Annotated in this window: 14 protein-coding genes; 6 read left to right on the top strand and 8 right to left on the bottom strand. The window is 61.5% G+C overall.

Annotation, left to right across the window (positions count from 1 at the left end; translation table 11 throughout):
• Positions 1–431 precede the first annotated feature (431 nt).
• The 4 genes from arcD to arcC are packed head-to-tail and all read left to right on the top strand — an operon-like array spanning position 432 to position 5,088.
• Positions 432–1,898 (top strand): arginine-ornithine antiporter, encoded by a 1,467-nt coding sequence (gene arcD, locus ASD99_RS23490; protein ID WP_057145074.1) that lies wholly within the window; start codon positions 432–434, stop codon positions 1,896–1,898.
• A 13-nt stretch (positions 1,899–1,911) separates the two neighbouring features.
• Complete coding sequence (locus ASD99_RS23485; RefSeq protein ID WP_057145073.1) at positions 1,912–3,126, top strand: arginine deiminase; 1,215 nt, start codon at positions 1,912–1,914, stop codon at positions 3,124–3,126.
• A 17-nt stretch (positions 3,127–3,143) separates the two neighbouring features.
• Complete coding sequence (gene argF / locus ASD99_RS23480) at positions 3,144–4,145, top strand: ornithine carbamoyltransferase (protein ID WP_057145072.1); 1,002 nt, start codon at positions 3,144–3,146, stop codon at positions 4,143–4,145.
• A 1-nt stretch (position 4,146) separates the two neighbouring features.
• Positions 4,147–5,088 carry a carbamate kinase gene (gene arcC, locus ASD99_RS23475; protein ID WP_057145071.1) on the top strand — a complete coding sequence of 314 codons (942 nt, stop codon included), beginning with the start codon at positions 4,147–4,149 and terminating at the stop codon, positions 5,086–5,088.
• Here the strand turns inward: arcC and ASD99_RS34390 are convergent.
• From ASD99_RS34390 to ASD99_RS23455, 5 genes are all read right to left on the bottom strand, one after another.
• Positions 5,085–5,312, bottom strand: coding sequence for a hydrolase (locus ASD99_RS34390; protein ID WP_320410782.1), 228 nt, complete (start codon positions 5,310–5,312; stop codon positions 5,085–5,087). The two genes, arcC and ASD99_RS34390, sit on opposite strands and share 4 nt — an antisense overlap.
• Positions 5,273–5,581: a hydrolase gene (locus tag ASD99_RS35525; RefSeq protein WP_413813950.1), complete on the bottom strand. Its 309-nt coding sequence runs from the start codon at positions 5,579–5,581 to the stop codon at positions 5,273–5,275. The genes ASD99_RS34390 and ASD99_RS35525 overlap by 40 nt, the downstream gene beginning before the upstream one ends.
• Before the next feature lie 49 nt (positions 5,582–5,630).
• Entirely contained in the window at positions 5,631–7,082 is a 1,452-nt protein-coding gene (locus tag ASD99_RS23465) for a bifunctional serine/threonine-protein kinase/universal stress protein (protein WP_057145070.1), read from the bottom strand.
• 13 nt (positions 7,083–7,095) lie between these two features.
• On the bottom strand, positions 7,096–7,839 hold the full coding sequence (locus ASD99_RS23460; RefSeq protein ID WP_057145069.1) for a metallophosphoesterase family protein: 744 nt from the start codon (positions 7,837–7,839) through the stop codon (positions 7,096–7,098).
• An 86-nt stretch (positions 7,840–7,925) separates the two neighbouring features.
• Positions 7,926–8,174: an exopolysaccharide production repressor protein gene (locus ASD99_RS23455; RefSeq protein ID WP_056592266.1), complete on the bottom strand. Its 249-nt coding sequence runs from the start codon at positions 8,172–8,174 to the stop codon at positions 7,926–7,928.
• 471 nt (positions 8,175–8,645) lie between these two features.
• Here ASD99_RS23455 and ASD99_RS23450 point away from each other — a divergent pair, with 471 nt between their 5' ends.
• Both ASD99_RS23450 and ASD99_RS23445 read left to right on the top strand, forming a co-directional pair.
• Positions 8,646–9,293: a helix-turn-helix domain-containing protein gene (locus ASD99_RS23450; protein WP_056592264.1), complete on the top strand. Its 648-nt coding sequence runs from the start codon at positions 8,646–8,648 to the stop codon at positions 9,291–9,293.
• Positions 9,294–9,398: 105 nt separating this feature from the next.
• Complete coding sequence (locus tag ASD99_RS23445; protein ID WP_056592261.1) at positions 9,399–9,920, top strand: GNAT family N-acetyltransferase; 522 nt, start codon at positions 9,399–9,401, stop codon at positions 9,918–9,920.
• Here ASD99_RS23445 and ASD99_RS23440 read toward each other — a convergent pair whose 3' ends face one another.
• From ASD99_RS23440 to ASD99_RS23430, 3 genes are all read right to left on the bottom strand, one after another.
• On the bottom strand, positions 9,921–11,126 hold the full coding sequence (locus tag ASD99_RS23440) for an acetate/propionate family kinase (RefSeq protein WP_057145068.1): 1,206 nt from the start codon (positions 11,124–11,126) through the stop codon (positions 9,921–9,923).
• Between the two features lie 48 nt (positions 11,127–11,174).
• The gene (locus ASD99_RS23435) at positions 11,175–13,598 is read right to left on the bottom strand and encodes a phosphoketolase (protein ID WP_057145067.1); all 2,424 of its coding nucleotides are present in this window, start codon (positions 13,596–13,598) and stop codon (positions 11,175–11,177) included.
• Between the two features lie 123 nt (positions 13,599–13,721).
• The coding region (locus tag ASD99_RS23430; RefSeq protein WP_056592253.1) for an MBL fold metallo-hydrolase RNA specificity domain-containing protein at positions 13,722–15,010 on the bottom strand (1,289 nt) is incomplete at its 5' end.

The following is a 15,010-nucleotide window of genomic DNA, read 5'->3' as shown; positions in this document are numbered from 1 at the left end:
AGCGGCGCACAGCTTGGCGGCGCATGGCCTGTTGCTGCTCGTCTTCTTTCACATTGGCGGCGTTGCGCTGGCAAGCTTTCGCCATCGCGAAAACCTTGTCAGGGCCATGATTACGGGGCGAAAACGCAAAGCCGAACCGGCGGACATAGCCTGACGATCTGTCAACGCACCTAGCGATTCTCGCCTCGACGATCTCAGGGGCGCAAGTCGGCCCGCCATTCGTTCGGCGACGGCGAGAGCCAGCCATGCGACATCGGGCGAGTGGATCGGACTCATGTGCAAGCTCGATGAGCGAGCGCTTTTCCCGGGCGCCCAAGGAACCCCAAACTTGCCATTGCCGCTCGCAAACGGATTTGACCCGTATCAAGGCAGCTAGCGCTCATTTCTTGTCTGTTGCCTCCCGTGAGAGCCATCAAATTTGGGAGAGCACCATGACCACGGCTGACTTCAATATCCCTGTTCCGAAAGTCGCGACTGCGGCGCCAACGAAACTTCGACTGGGCTCCCTGACCGCATTGGTGATCGGTTCCATGGTCGGCTCCGGCGTGTTCAGCCTGCCGCAGAACATGGCGGCAGGTGCCGGTCCGCTCGCAATTCTGATTGGCTGGGCCATCACCGCGGTTGGCATGTTGGCGCTGGTCTTCGTTTATCAATCGCTTGCAACCCGCAGGCCCGAGCTCGACGCCGGGCCCTATGCTTATGCCAAGGCCGGCTTCGGTCCTTTCATCGGCTTCAACAGCGCTTGGGGGTACTGGATCAGTGCCTGGGTCGGGAACGTCTCCTACGCGGTGATCGTGTTCAGCGCCCTGTCCTATTTCTTTCCGGCGTTCGGCGACGGAAACACCTGGCAGGCGGTGCTTGGCGCATCGATCCTGCTGTGGCTGATCCACGTCCTGGTTCTCGCCGGCATCCGGCAGGCCGCTGTCGTGAACCTCATCGTCACGGTGGCCAAGATCGCTCCGATTGTCCTGTTTGTCGGGGTTGTTGCTGTCGCGTTCAAAATGCAAGTCTGGTCGCTCGACTTCACGGGTCTCGGCAACGCCAATCTCGGCTCGATCACCGCACAGGTGAAGAGCACCATGCTGGTGACGCTTTGGGTGTTCATCGGCATCGAAGGCGCCAGCGTCTTTTCCGGACGTGCAGAGCGCCGCAAGGACATCGCCACAGCGACAGTTCTCGGCTTCTTCACCTGTCTCGCGCTCTACGCCCTGGTGTCGCTGCTGTCGCTCGGCATCCTCAGCCAGCCTGAGCTCGCCGCCCTGAAGAACCCCTCCATGGCCGGCGTGCTGGAGGCGGTTGTCGGCCCCTGGGGCGCCATCCTCATCAACATCGCGCTTGTCGTGTCCGTGATCGGCGCCTTCCTCAGCTGGACGCTGCTTGCGGCCGAAATTCCGCATGTCGCCGCCAAGGATGGAACAATGCCGAAATTCTTCGGCCGCGAAAGCGAGCGCGGTGTGCCCTCGATGTCGCTTCTGATCACCAACCTGCTCGTCCAGGCTTTCCTGGTGATCACGCTCTTCGCCCAAAGCACCTACCAGGCGCTGTTCTACATCGCGTCGGCCGCAATCCTGGTTCCTTACATCTTTTCCGGAGCCTACGCGGCCAAGCTCGCGTTGACGGGAGAGAGCTACGAGAGCGGCGAGCAGCGCGTCGGGCCGCTTTTTGCCGGGCTGCTGGCAACGGTCTACGGGTTGTGGCTCGTCTACGCGGCGGGGCCGGCATACCTGTTCATGTGCGCCATCCTCTATGCGCCCGGCATCATCTTCTACATCTGGGCGCGCCGCGAAACCAATCAGCGCGTGTTCCATCCTGCCGAAGCGGCACTCGCCGCGGCCCTCGTCGCCGTCGCCATCCTCGCCGTCTACGAGATGTGGACCGGCGCCGTCAGCCCGCTGTGACAGGATTGACGCGATGACAAGCTTGGGTGTCCACTCCGAAGTCGGCCGGCTGCGCGAGGTGATGGTCCACCGTCCGGACCTCAGCCTGCGCAGGCTGACGCCGGAAAACTGCAGGGCCCTCCTCTTCGACGATGTGCTGTGGGTCAAGCGGGCCCGCCAGGAGCACGATGTCTTCGTCGACTCGTTGCGCGAACGCGGCGTGCTGGTGCATTCTTTCGGGGAGCTCCTGACTGAGACAATGAGCCTGACCAAGGCCCGCGACTGGCTCCTCGACCGCCGGGTTCATCCCGGCGTCGTGGGACTGGACATGGTCGACGAGATGCGGGGATGGCTCAACGAGATGTCGTCGGAGCAGCTGGCGTCTTGCCTTGTCGGGGGCATCGCCAGGGCGGAGCTTCCTTTCGAGCCTAAAGGCCTGACCGGAAGGACGCTCGCCCCCCAGGATTTCGTGCTGCCGCCGCTGCCGAACCAGCTCTTCACTCGCGACAGTTCCTGCTGGATCTATGGCTCGGTCTCGGTCAATTCCATGTACTGGCCCGCGAGACGCCCGGAAGCAGCCAATGTCGAAGCCGTCTACCGTTTCCATCCCCGCTTTCGCGACAGCGGTATTCCCTTCGTGTCGCCAGACTTGGGAACAGGCACCAGCCTGGAAGGTGGGGATGTCATGCCGATTGGTGGCGGAGCAGTTCTCGTCGGCATGGGAGAGCGCACGACGCCGCAAGCCGTGGGCGACCTCGCACGCAGCCTTTTCGCGGCCGGCGAGGCGACACGGGTGATTGCGGCGCTGATGCCGCGGGATCGCAGTTTCATGCATCTCGACACCGTCTTCACCTTCTGCGACCGCGACCTTGTGACCATGTACCCGCCTGTGGTCGATCGGCTGCGCACCTTCTCACTACGGCCAGGCGACGGAAATGCGTCGGTCGAGGTGACTGAGGAAACTGAGCCGTTCACAGCTGTGGTTGCCGAAGCCCTCGGGCTGAAGTCGCTGCGGATCATCGCCACCGGCGGCGACCGCTATGAAGCCGAGCGTGAGCAATGGGATGACGGCAACAACGTTGTTGCGGTCGAGCCCGGTGTGGTCATCGGCTACGACCGCAACGTTTATACAAACACGCTTCTGCGCCGTGCAGGAATTGAAGTGATCACGGTCGAAGGCGCCGAGCTTAGTCGCGGGCGCGGCGGCGGGCACTGCATGACCTGTCCGATTGCCCGCGACCCTACTTGATCCGAAAGGAAATCTCTATGTCGATCAATCTTCATGGCCGCTCCGTCCTGACTCTGGACGATCTCACGGCCGACGAGATCCGCTTTCTTCTCAAGCTGGCCGTCGACCTCAAGTCGGCCAAGCTCGCCGGCCACGAGATACCGCGTCTCGTCAGAAAGAACATCGCGCTGATCTTTGAGAAGGATTCGACCCGCACCCGGACCGGGTTCGAGGTGGCGGCCTATGACCAGGGCGCCCACGTCACCTATTTCGGTCCCAGTGGCAGCCATATCGGCCACAAGGAATCCATGAAAGATACGGCGCGCGTGCTCGGCCGCATGTATGATGCGATCGAGTATCGCGGCTTCGGTCAGCATCAGGCCGAACTGCTTGCCGCGCATGCCGGCGTGCCCGTCTATAACGGTCTCACAGACGAGGCGCATCCGACGCAGATCCTCGCCGACTTGATGACCATGCGTGAATTCACGCACAAGCATCTTTCGGACATGACCGTCGCTTTCGTCGGTGAGGGCCGGGATAATGTCGCGCTATCCCTGGCACTGGGAGCAGCCAAGGTCGGCATCGACATGCGCCTCGCCTCGCCAAGGGAACTCTGGCCGGACGAGGAATTCTGCTCCCATGTCAGGGACCTGGCGGGACGCAGCGGCAGCCGCTTCCGCCTCGACGAAGACGTGAAGGGCTGTGTTCAGGACGCTGATTTCATCTACACCGACGTCTGGATGTCGATGGGAGAGGATAAATCGGGCTGGGCCGAGCGCATTCGCCTTTTGACTCCATATCGTGTCACCGGCGATGTCATGGCTGCCGCCGGCAACCCCCACGTCAAATTCATGCATTGCCTGCCGGCATTCCACGACACCGATACCGAGATCGGCGCCTTCGTTGCGAAGGAATATGGCATCGACTGCATGGAGGTCACGGACGAGGTGTTCGAGTCGGCAGCATCGATCGTCTTCGACCAGGCCGAAAACCGGATGCACACGATCAAGGCCCTGCTCGTCGCCACGATCGGCAACTGAGATGCTTATCGTCGTTGCGCTCGGCGGAAACGCACTGCTTCGCCGTGGAGAACCGATGACGGCGGAGAACCAGCGCGCCAACATCAAACGCGCTGCATCCGTGCTCGGGAAACTCATCGGCGAAGGACACTCGGTTGTAGTCACGCACGGCAACGGCCCGCAAGTGGGTCTGCTCGCGCTCCAGGCCGCTGCCAGCCCGGGCGACGGGGCGTTTCCACTCGACGTGCTCGGGGCCGAGAGCGCCGGCATGATCGGATATGTGATCGAGCAGGAGCTCGGCAACCTGCTCAAGCAGAGGCTGTTCGCAACCCTGCTGACGCAGGTGACGGTGGACCCGCACGATCCAGCCTTCGCTCACCCGACGAAGCCTATCGGCCCGGTCTACGATGAGGCAACCGCACGCAGGCTTGCCACCGAACGCGGCTGGCAAATCGCGCCTGATGGCGACAAATGGCGCCGCGTCGTGCCCTCGCCACGACCGCTGGAAATTCTGGAAGCGTCGGTGATTTCATTCCTCGTCGAACGCGGCGTGATCGTCATCTGCACCGGCGGTGGTGGCGTTCCGGTGATAGCCCGGGATGACGGCAGTCTTTGCGGCGTGGAAGCAGTCATCGACAAGGATCTGGCAAGCTCACTTCTTGCCCGCCAGTTGAAGGCAGACATGCTGCTTATGCTGACGGATGTCGACGCCGTCTATATCGACTACGGAACAGCGGCCGCTCGGGTGCTCCGGCGCGTGAGCCCCAAGGAGCTATCAGACAGGACTTTTCCGGCCGGCTCAATGGGACCGAAGGTCAGCGCTGCAATCGAATTCATTGAAGCGACAGGCAAGCCTGCTGCAATCGGCAAGCTCGACGATGCCGTCGAAATTGTCAGAGGGGAGCTCGGCACCTGGTTCGAAGCCAGCGCCCTGCCCTCGCCCATCGAGCCTGCGAGACCCTAGGCTGCGGCCACGACACCGATGACATAGTTCTTGCCATAGGCTTTCGCACATTTCGGGCATGTCGTGTAGAAGAAATACACATCACGCGGCTCTGTGTTTCGATCGCGCGCAATCTGCCGCATTTCATTATCCCGGGTCCTCGCCCCCTCGAACAATTTGGTCACATAGTCGCCGCTCAGCGTGGTCATCTCCTCGTTGGCGACAGGTTTCGAGACCGCAAACAGATGTTCGCTGGCCCAGGGCGAGACATCCTTGCTGAGAGCGATAAACTGGCCGGGATCGAAGCGCCGGCGTCTTCGATGTGCTTGTTAACGCGCGCGAACACGCTGCCCATGTTCATCGGGATATGCATGACGCTGTGGGTCGAGGCTTTGACGAACCGCTTGTCCTTGAAGTGCAAGTCCTGGCCGTCCCAGCCCTCGGGATTGAACCTCGGGCAGCAACCGGTTGTGTTCACGCTAGCGTCGTATCGCGGCGTTTCGTTCGTCTGCATGGCCTGTTCCTCAATTGAACAGCCATCTGACGGGGAATGACCCCGTCCATCATTGATCCTCGTCAACAGTTCTGGGCTCACTTGCGGAATTGCGCTTACCCTGCCGCCCTTGTTCCTCGACCGCCTTCAATCGAACGACCGAAACCGAGCAAAGGGCCTGTGCCACGACTTTGGTCGAGACGCTGCCGAGGTGACGGCGGATTGCCGAGGACGCCCGGGCTCCAACGACGATATGCCCTACGTCATTGTGCTCGGCGTAGTTGAGGATCGCATCGGCGGGGCTGATCGCTTCAAGCACATGATAGCTGATGCGGTCTTCCGGCAGATGCAGTGGATGGGCCCAATCCTTGAGCGCGACGAGCCGCTTCAAGTAGACTGAGCGCCCGGATTCGTCGGTCGCCGGCGTCTCGCCGATGATTTCGGTCTTCAGGACCGTCACGCAGGCCAGCCAGGAATCCGCGCGCGAGGCAAGCACGCGGGCGGTCTCGCTGAGAACCTCGCCTGCCAGCGCATCGCTGCCATTGGCCAGATCGACTGCCGCAAGAACAATTGACGGTCCGGCCTGTGTCCTCGACGAGGTCGGCCTGCCGACAAGCGCTCTGTCATCAGTCTTGCGAAACAACCTTGTGATCGCAGCCCACCCCCCCTCGTCCCGGGGCTTACGCCTGGCAACCACCACCTGGTCGGGGTTGCTGAGATCCGAAAGAACATGCGCCGCCTCGACATATCGTCGAGTCCTGTCCACATCCATGCATCGCAAAATGATGGCTTCCAGCCACCGCGGAATGGCCTCGTTGATATCTCGCGGCGACCTGGGGGCGTGATAGAGCCTGCGCTTCATCCCCGCGAAAGTCGCCGGCCGCCCGAACGGCTCCTCGCCCGTAGCCAGCTGATAGAGGAGGCAACCCAGTGCAAACAGGTCACTTGCAGGATCTGACCTCTCCCCGAGCACCTGTTCTGGCGAAATATAGGCGGCGGTGCCCATTGGCACGGAGCTTTCCGCACCGAGAAGATCGGGAAGCTCTGCATGGCGGGCGAGCCCGAAGTCGAGGAGCACCGCGCCGCGCTCGGCAAGAATGATATTCTCGGGCTTGAGATCGAGATGAACGACCTTCTGCCGGTGGAGGGCGGCCAGGGCCGTGGCAATCTCGGTGCCGATGCTTGCTACCTCGTCCACAGGCAGCGGCGCCTTGCCGACGATATCCGCCAGGCCAGTGCCGGCCACAAACTCCATGGCTATGTAGGGAACCTGCGCCAGGCTGCCCGATGCCGCGAAACGCGGCACATGCGGTCCCGACAGGCGTTTCATGATCAGCTCCTCCGCCTCGAAACCGAGGATGACGGAGACATCCCCACCCGGGTCGAGAAACGGGATCTTCAGCACAAGCGGGAAATCGTACCGGGGGTTGGTTGCCCGCCAGAGCGAGGCCATGCCGCCGGAGGGCAGCTTTTCGACCAGCTCGAAACCATCGATGACTGCCCCTGCCTCAAACCGTTGCATCGAATACGTCTCCTTAGCGGCCGATCTTCAGACGCATGCCAAGCCATCCAGGCAGGCCGGCGGCTTGAATCTTGCGAGCTGTTTCCTCGTGATCATAGGGAACACGAACCATCGTGACCTCGTGTCGCTGCGTGTCGATAAGAACAAAGCACGCCGCCGGGTTACCATCGCGGGGTTGGCCGACCGCGCCGGCAATCACCAGGTGACGCCTCAGGTCGGACAAAGGCGCTGCTACATTGTCCAACGGCTGGAAATGCACCGGCCGGCGCCCGGGCAGCGCGTAGTAGATGGCGGGAATGTGGGTGTGGCCGCAGAAAACGAAGCGGGCGTCGCTTGCCGAGAGGCAGCGTTCCGCTGAGTCCACGTCGCGTATATAGGGCCACTTTCCCGGTCGCTCCGCACTTGCGTGCACATACAGGCGGTCTTCGGATTGCAGCGAGAGCGGCAATCGCGCCAGGAAATCAAGATGTGCCGGAGCGATGCGTTCGCGAGTCCACTGGACGGCGAACCGCGCGTTCTCCGTCATGTTGCTTAGATTCAGCGCCACTGCTTCGTCGTGGTTGCCCATGATGCAAAGCGCGCCGTCAGCCATCAGATGGGCGGCCTTCTCTATCACATAGACGGGATCAGGACCGTAGCCGACCAAATCACCGAGCAATACCAATTCGTCTGGACTACCGCGTTCGTGAACAGCTTCCAGGACCGCGTCGAACGCCTCGCGATTGGCATGGATGTCAGACAGGATTGCAATGCGCATTCAACCTTGTCCCAGAGATTAGCAAAACATGGCAAGGCGCGTGCCGCGAGTGTTTGATACGGCTGCGTCGCGATCATTGGAGACGGCTAAAGCAACGTGCCGTCTCTTTGGGGTGGCGGAACATGGCTGAGTGATGCCGAGTCTGCTTCAGCGTCTGCCGTCGAGCCTTTGGAAATCAGGCGTATGACAAAGGCGAAGTATCCGACCTGCAGAACGACCAAGTCGATAATCGCCCAGCCCAGTGCTGTCCAGACCGAGCCCGTTGCCGCGTAGGTCCACACCGCAACGATGGCCGAGGTGACAAACATTCCCACCAGAAACTGCGGAAGATACATCGTTGCGCATCAACCGCCCCGGAACCTGACATTAGTTCGAAACGGCTCCCCATTGCTATGCAAAAGCTAAGGGGATCATAGGCATCCGGATTGGCTTATGGCTTGACTTGGATCAATCAGGCCGGGCGTCAGTCAATTGGTTTCTTTTTGATTGTTGCAAATCTGGCCAATTCCTCGGCCAACAGATTTTTGAGCGTTGCACGACGGTCCGGGTCTGATGTTTTCGTGATGTAAGTATTCGCGGTAGGGATCCTGCATGACCGTATCCCTCCTTTGGGGAAACGTAACCGCAACGCTAGGCGTCTATTTGGTCCAAGGCCAGCGCAATCGCTCGTTGAAGGTCGTAGCCGCATTTGGCGACTGCAGATCCGCTCCGTGTAGAGTAGGTAGTTTCCCGTAGGGATATAACCGAATTTCGCGACCCGCGGATACGCGCGATTGCTGTGTCACGGATCAACCGGGAAAACAGCCATGCACGCCTACACGAGCTCCAGAATCTCACTGCCGTCGCATTCTGTGCAACCAAGCCCGCCGGACGCCTTCGACCCGGCACCACTGCAGCCGGTCAGCTTTTTTCCCGCCGGTGCGGAAATTTATGCCCAGGGCGAGAAGGCTGGGGCCTTCTATCAGGTCGAGTTCGGTGCCGTGCGCATCTACCGTCTCCTTGCCGACGGTCGCCGGCAGATCAGCGCCTTTCACCTGGCCGGAGAGACATTCGGTTTCGAGGCAGACGCAACACATCATTTCTTCGCCGAAGCGATCAACGCTACAGCTGTCCGCGTCTTGCGGTTCACTGCCGGGGCGGACATGTCTCGCCAGCTGCTGCCCTTGGCGCTGAAGGGTTTGACCCGCGCGCAGGAACACCTGCTGGTTCTCGGCCGCCAGAACGCCATCGAACGCATCGCCGCTTTCCTGGTTGACATGGCGGAGCGCCAGGGTGGATTGCAGCAGGTCGAACTGCCAATGTCGCGTATGGACATCGGCGACTATCTCGGCCTCACCATCGAGACCGTTTCCCGTGTCTTCACCCGGCTGAAGGACAAGGGCGTTATCCGACTCCTCAACCTGCGCAGCATCGAAATTGTCAAGCACGACGCGCTCCACTGCATGAGCGAATGACCAGACATCGTCGAACGGTGGCACGAAGGGTACCCAAAGGAAGCCATATCCCTTTGGGCAGCTGCACCCGGCCGATCAGAACAACCCAGGATTAGAGATCCGCATATGACCACGAATAGCGCAATTACCACACGGACCGGATTTCACTTCGAAGTGCGCCGCGCGCGCCCTGAAGATGAGCCAACGCTGGCCGAGTTCTTCACTCATGTGACCCCGGACGACCTGCGCTTCCGCTTTCTCGGCGCTGTGAAGGAAGTCTCGCATGAACGGCTGGTGGCGATGACGCGTTCAGATGACGCCCATATCCATAATTTTCTGGCATTCTCGATCGACGGGATGCTGATCGCGGTCGCGACGCTGGCAAGCGATCGAGCCGATCGAAACGGCGAGGTTGCGATCTGCATTCGCCAGGATCGCAAGCATCTGGGCGTTGGCTGGGAGCTGCTCGCCTATGTTGCGAAATATGCCGAAGAACTCGGCCTCAAAGCGATCGAGTCGATCGAGAGCCGTGAAAACCGTGCTGCGATCGAGGTCGAGCGCGACATGGGTTTCACCGTTACGACCGATCCCGACGATGCGACGCTTGTCCTGGTTCGGCGGGAGCTAGGGGCGCGATCGGCCAGTTAGCTACCGCGGTCCCTCCCGGGCCGTTGCGGCCGCGGCAGATCGAAAGATGAGCATCTCCTTGGCCACAGCTCTTTCTTCATCCGCTGGAATGACAAGGACATCGACGCGGGAATTCGCAGCGCTGACCACCTCCTCGCCTCCTCGGTTTCGCTCATCGTCGAGACCGACTCCAAGCCAGGCAGCGGCGGCGCTGATCCTTTCCCGGACCAACGGCGCGTTTTCGCCAATGCCGGCAGTGAACACCAGCGTGTCCAGTCCGCCCATGGCAGCGGCCAGCGATCCTATCTCCCGTCCGATCCGATAGACGAAGAGATCGACAGCCTCAGCGGCGGCAGGGTCGTCTGAGCCGACTAGGGTCCGCATATCACCAGATATTCCAGACACACCGAGCAGACCGGATTGCTCGTAGAGAAGCGTGACCAGTTCTTCCGCGGACAGCCGCCGTTCCTGCAGCAAGTGGAGGATGACGCCCGGGTCCAGCGCGCCGCTGCGCGTGCTCATGACCAAGCCGTCCAGTGTCGAAAACCCCATCGTCGTGGCAATACTTCGTCCGGCGTCCATGGCGCACAGGCTGGCGCCGCTGCCGAGATGGGCAACGATCGTGCGGCCGCCCGCGCGGGTGCCGTATCGGTCATACAGCTTTGCAGCGATATGGCTGTAGGATAGCCCATGAAAGCCGTAGGACACGATGCCCGCCTCGGTCATCGCACGCGGCAGCCCGTAGATTTTGGCGAGCTCCGGCCGGGCTGAATGAAACGCCGTGTCGAAGCACCCGATCTGGAGGGCCTGCGGCAAGAGTTCAGTGGCCAGCGCGACAATCTCGAGATTGATCCGTTGATGGATGGGCGCCATCGCCTCGAGCAAGCGCAGTACATCGAGCGTGCGTTCGTCGAGCCGCGTTGCTTCGGTGAAGCCACGGCCGCCGTGAACGATCCTGTGCCCTACCCTGTCGATGCGACGCAGGAGATCGTTTTCGGCGAGCACGGAGACCACCGCCGCGAACGCCTTGTCCATATCGATCGGTGCTTCGCCCATGCTCCTGTCGATCTTGGACCTGCCGGCCGCAGCCTCGACGCGCAGCCGTGGCCGACGGTCGAGAGAGGAGACATTGCCGCGCAGCAGCAACGGAAGTTGGTCACGCTCTTCGAAGACGGCGAACTTCAGGCTCGAAGAACCCCCGTTCAGGACAAGGATCGCATCGGTCATGAAGCCATCCGATATCTTGCCCCCATGTGCTGGAGGACGGGCAACCGCTCAATCTGGACGCTTTGACGCCGCATCAGGATCCTGTCCCCACTTCCAGTCAAGTATCTCCGGCATATCCTGCCCATGGGCGCGAATATAGGCTCGATGTTCAAGCAGCTTGCCATCCATCGCCTGCTTTAACACGACCCGGACGCTCTTGAGTTGCGGAACCCAGTCAAGGACGCTTTGGATGAGATGGAAGCGGTCAAGGCCGTTCAGCACCGTCATATCGAAAGGTGTCGTCGTCGTCCCTTCCTCGTTGTAGCCGCGCACATGGATGTTGTCGTGATTGGTGCGACGATAGGTCAGGCGATGGATGGTCCAGGGATAGCCGTGATAGGCAAAGATGACCGGCTTGTCGGTGGTGAACAGGGCATCGAAATCGCGATCCGAAAGACCGTGCGGATGATATTCCTTTGGCTGAAGAGTCATCAGGTCGACGACATTGACCACCCTGATCCTGAGATCAGGAACCTGTTGCCTGAGTATCTGCACCGCGGCCAGCGTTTCGAGGGTCGGGACGTCGCCAGCGCAAGCCATCACGACGTCGGGCTCAGCCCCATCGTCCGTTGACGCCCAGTCCCAGATGCCGATCCCTGCCCGGCAGTGAACGATTGCCCTGTCCATCGACAGCCACTGCCATGACGGCGGCTTGCCGGCGACGATAATGTTGATGCGGTTCCAGGTTTGCAGCACATGGTCGGTCACGCAGAGCAAGGTGTTGGCGTCCGGTGGCAGGTAGACCCGCACAATGTCGGCCTTCTTGTTGAGGGCGACGTCGATGAAGCCAGGGTCCTGATGGCTGAAGCCATTGTGTTCCTGGTGCCAGACATGGCTGGACAACAGATAATTCAGCGATGCGACCGGTCGCCGCCACGGGATATCGCGGCAGGCATCCAGCCATTTCGCGTGCTGATTGAACATGGAATCGACGATATGGATAAACGCCTCGTAGCAGGAAAAAAGGCCATGGCGCCCGGTGAGCAAGTAGCCTTCCAGCCAGCCCTGGCAGGTGTGCTCGGAGAGGATTTCGAGAACCCGGCCTTCGCGCCCCAGATGAACGTCTTCGGGTAGGATCTTTTCCATCCAGCCACGCTCGGTCACTTCAAACACGTCCTGAAGGCGGTTCGAGGCGGTCTCGTCCGGGCCGACGATCCGGAAGTTCTTCGAGGCCTCGTTCAACTGCATGACATCACGCAGGAAGCTGCCCATGACCCGCGTCGACTCGGCCTTGACGGCGCCAGGGCGCTCGAGCGCGATGGCGTGGTCATGCAGCGCCGGCAGATCGAGAGACCTGCGCAGCAGGCCGCCATTGGCATGCGGGTTGGCGCCCATGCGCCGTGTCGCCTGGGGTGCCGTGGCGCGGATCGTGGCGACAGGAGCGCCGGCGGCGTCGAACAGTTCCTCGGGCCGGTAGCTTTTCAGCCACTCCTCGAGCAGCCTGAGATGGGCCGGGTTTTCCGCAAGGCCAGACAAGGGTACCTGGTGCGAGCGCCAGAAGCCCTCGGTCTTCAGACCGTCGACCTCTTTCGGTCCCGTCCAGCCCTTGGGGCTGCGCAGCACGATCATTGGCCATTTTGGTCGTGACGCGGTCGCCGCAGGGCCGTGGCGTGCGGCATGCTGGATAGCCTGGATCCGATCAAACGCATCGTCGAGCACGCTCGCCATTCGCTCATGCATCAGCACTGGCTCGTGGCCCTCCACGAACAGCGGCTCATAGCCGTAGCCTGCAAACAGCGCGCGCAATTCGTCTTCGGGAATGCGGGCCAGAATGGTCGGATTGGCGATCTTGTAGCCGTTCAGATGCAGGATCGGCAGCACCGCCCCGTCGCGCGCCGGGTTGAGGAATTTGTTGGAATGCCACGCGGCTGCCAGTGGTCCCGTTTCAGCCTCGCCGTCACCGACGACACAGGCGACCACAAGATCCGGATTGTCAAAGGCGGCGCCATAGGCATGCGAAAGCGAATAGCCCAACTCTCCGCCCTCGTGGATCGAGCCGGGCACATCCGGTGCTGCATGGCTCGGGATACCGCCGGGAAACGAAAACTGCCGGAACAGCTTGCGCATCCCCTGCTCGTCCATCGCAATGTCCGGATTGAGCTCGCTATAGGTGCCTTCGAGATAGGTGTTCGCCACCATTGCCGGGCCGCCATGGCCTGGGCCGCAGACATAGATCACATTTGCGTCCCTGAGCCGGATCGCGCGATTGAGGTGTGCATAGATAAAACTCAAACCCGGCGACGTTCCCCAATGGCCGAGGAGGCGCGGCTTGACGTGCTCCAGCCGCAACGGTTCGCGCAGCAGCGGATTGTCGAGCAGGTAGATCTGGCCGATCGTCAGATAGTTGGCAGCACGCCAATAGGCATCGATATCGTGCAACTCGCGATCGGACAGAAGGCCACTGGAAGCTGGTATCGTCGTATGCTCTGTCATGTCTGGCTCCCATCGCCTGTTGGGGCGCCTGTCGCCGGACTGCGACACGGGCGTGTGTTCGTCGATTTGCAGCGAATGGACACCAACGCACTCGTGCGCTTTCAGTTCATCGCTTCGCGGTTTCTATGCGTCCTTGTCCTCGAGCGCCCTTCGCATGCGTCTGATGACCTCTGCGCGACCTCGTTCGTCGGCCGCGGCGCTGACCGCCTCGTTTACGTCCAGGAGCAGCTTTGAAAGGTCATTGTGCCAATCGAGGCGGGCAATCTTTTCCGGCTTCAGACGGCGGGGCTCGTTGAGCTCGACCGGCAAACTGCGGCCGGGGGTCAATTGGAAAGCATCGTCCAGCCTCGGGATGATGATCTTGTCGTCGGGTATCAGTCCTGCAAGCCTTCCACGCAGGCCGCCGAGTCCAGCCTCCTCTCCATGCGTCAAGAACACCTGCTGCTTCACCGGAGTTCGGGCCTTGAGCCAAGCAACCAGTTCGCTCGCATCGGCGTGGCCGGAATAGAGGTCGAACAGGCAAATACGTGCCTTGACCTCGACTTCCTCACCCTGGATGCGCACGCGCTCAGCGCCGTCGAGCAGGATCCTCCCGAGCGACCCTTGGGCCTGATATCCGGCCATCATCACCGTGGCGTTCCTGCGCCAAAGATTGGCCTTGAGGTGATGGCGGATACGCCCCGCGTCGCACATGCCGCTGGCGGCGATCACCACGAAGAAGCCGCTCAGGCGATTGATCGCCTTGCTCTGCTCCACCGTCTCGGTGAAGCGCAGCTCTTTCGAGTCGAGGGCCTGGCGCAACACGTTGCCCTGCTCAATGTCGTCGGCATGCCGCTCGAATATCGCGCTGGCGCGTGTTGCCAGCGGCGAGTCGACGAAGACCGGAGCAGACGGCACCTCCCCCGATTTCATGAGCAGATACAAGTCGACCAGCAGTTCCTGCGTCCTCTCGACGGCGAAGGACGGGATGACAAGGGGTCCGCTCGCCTCGGCGGCGCCACGAACGATGTCGCCGAGCTGGGATCGCCGCTCTTCGGGCGAGACGTCAGGCCGGTCGCGGTCGCCATAGGTCGATTCGCAGATCAGATAATCGACGCCTGCCGGCCCCTCTGGATCGGTCTGAAGCAGCTTGTGGCCGGGGCCTATGTCGCCCGAGAACATGAGGCGCAGGGGCGCATCCCGCCGGTCGATCTCGAGTTCGACCGATGCTGAACCAAGCAGGTGGCCGGCATTCCAGAAGCGGGCGCGAAGGCCTTCGGCGACCGTGGTCCATTCGCCATATTCCAAAGCCCGAAACAAGGTCATGCACGCGGCGGCATCCTGCAGGCGGTAGATCGGTTCGACCGGCGGCCGACCGCGCTGCGCATTGCGGCGATTCAGGTGCTCGACCTCCATTTCCTGGATATGCGCCG

This window comes from Mesorhizobium sp. Root695, from assembly GCF_001428185.1.
In the GTDB taxonomy this organism is placed as follows: domain Bacteria; phylum Pseudomonadota; class Alphaproteobacteria; order Rhizobiales; family Rhizobiaceae; genus Mesorhizobium.
This window is presented reverse-complemented; position numbering and strand designations above follow the sequence as displayed.

What these genes read in the sequence shown, in the direction of transcription:
- arcD (WP_057145074.1), top strand. Translation starts at nt 432, where the DNA reads ATGACCACGGCTGACTTCAATATCCCTGTTCCGAAAGTCGCGACTGCG.
- ASD99_RS23485 (WP_057145073.1), top strand. Translation starts at nt 1,912, where the DNA reads ATGACAAGCTTGGGTGTCCACTCCGAAGTCGGCCGGCTGCGCGAGGTG.
- argF (WP_057145072.1), top strand. Translation starts at nt 3,144, where the DNA reads ATGTCGATCAATCTTCATGGCCGCTCCGTCCTGACTCTGGACGATCTC.
- arcC (WP_057145071.1), top strand. Translation starts at nt 4,147, where the DNA reads ATGCTTATCGTCGTTGCGCTCGGCGGAAACGCACTGCTTCGCCGTGGA.
- ASD99_RS35525 (WP_413813950.1), bottom strand. Translation starts at nt 5,581, where the DNA reads ATGCAGACGAACGAAACGCCGCGATACGACGCTAGCGTGAACACAACC.
- ASD99_RS23465 (WP_057145070.1), bottom strand. Translation starts at nt 7,082, where the DNA reads ATGCAACGGTTTGAGGCAGGGGCAGTCATCGATGGTTTCGAGCTGGTC.
- ASD99_RS23460 (WP_057145069.1), bottom strand. Translation starts at nt 7,839, where the DNA reads ATGCGCATTGCAATCCTGTCTGACATCCATGCCAATCGCGAGGCGTTC.
- ASD99_RS23455 (WP_056592266.1), bottom strand. Translation starts at nt 8,174, where the DNA reads ATGTATCTTCCGCAGTTTCTGGTGGGAATGTTTGTCACCTCGGCCATC.
- ASD99_RS23450 (WP_056592264.1), top strand. Translation starts at nt 8,646, where the DNA reads ATGCACGCCTACACGAGCTCCAGAATCTCACTGCCGTCGCATTCTGTG.
- ASD99_RS23445 (WP_056592261.1), top strand. Translation starts at nt 9,399, where the DNA reads ATGACCACGAATAGCGCAATTACCACACGGACCGGATTTCACTTCGAA.
- ASD99_RS23440 (WP_057145068.1), bottom strand. Translation starts at nt 11,126, where the DNA reads ATGACCGATGCGATCCTTGTCCTGAACGGGGGTTCTTCGAGCCTGAAG.
- ASD99_RS23435 (WP_057145067.1), bottom strand. Translation starts at nt 13,598, where the DNA reads ATGACAGAGCATACGACGATACCAGCTTCCAGTGGCCTTCTGTCCGAT.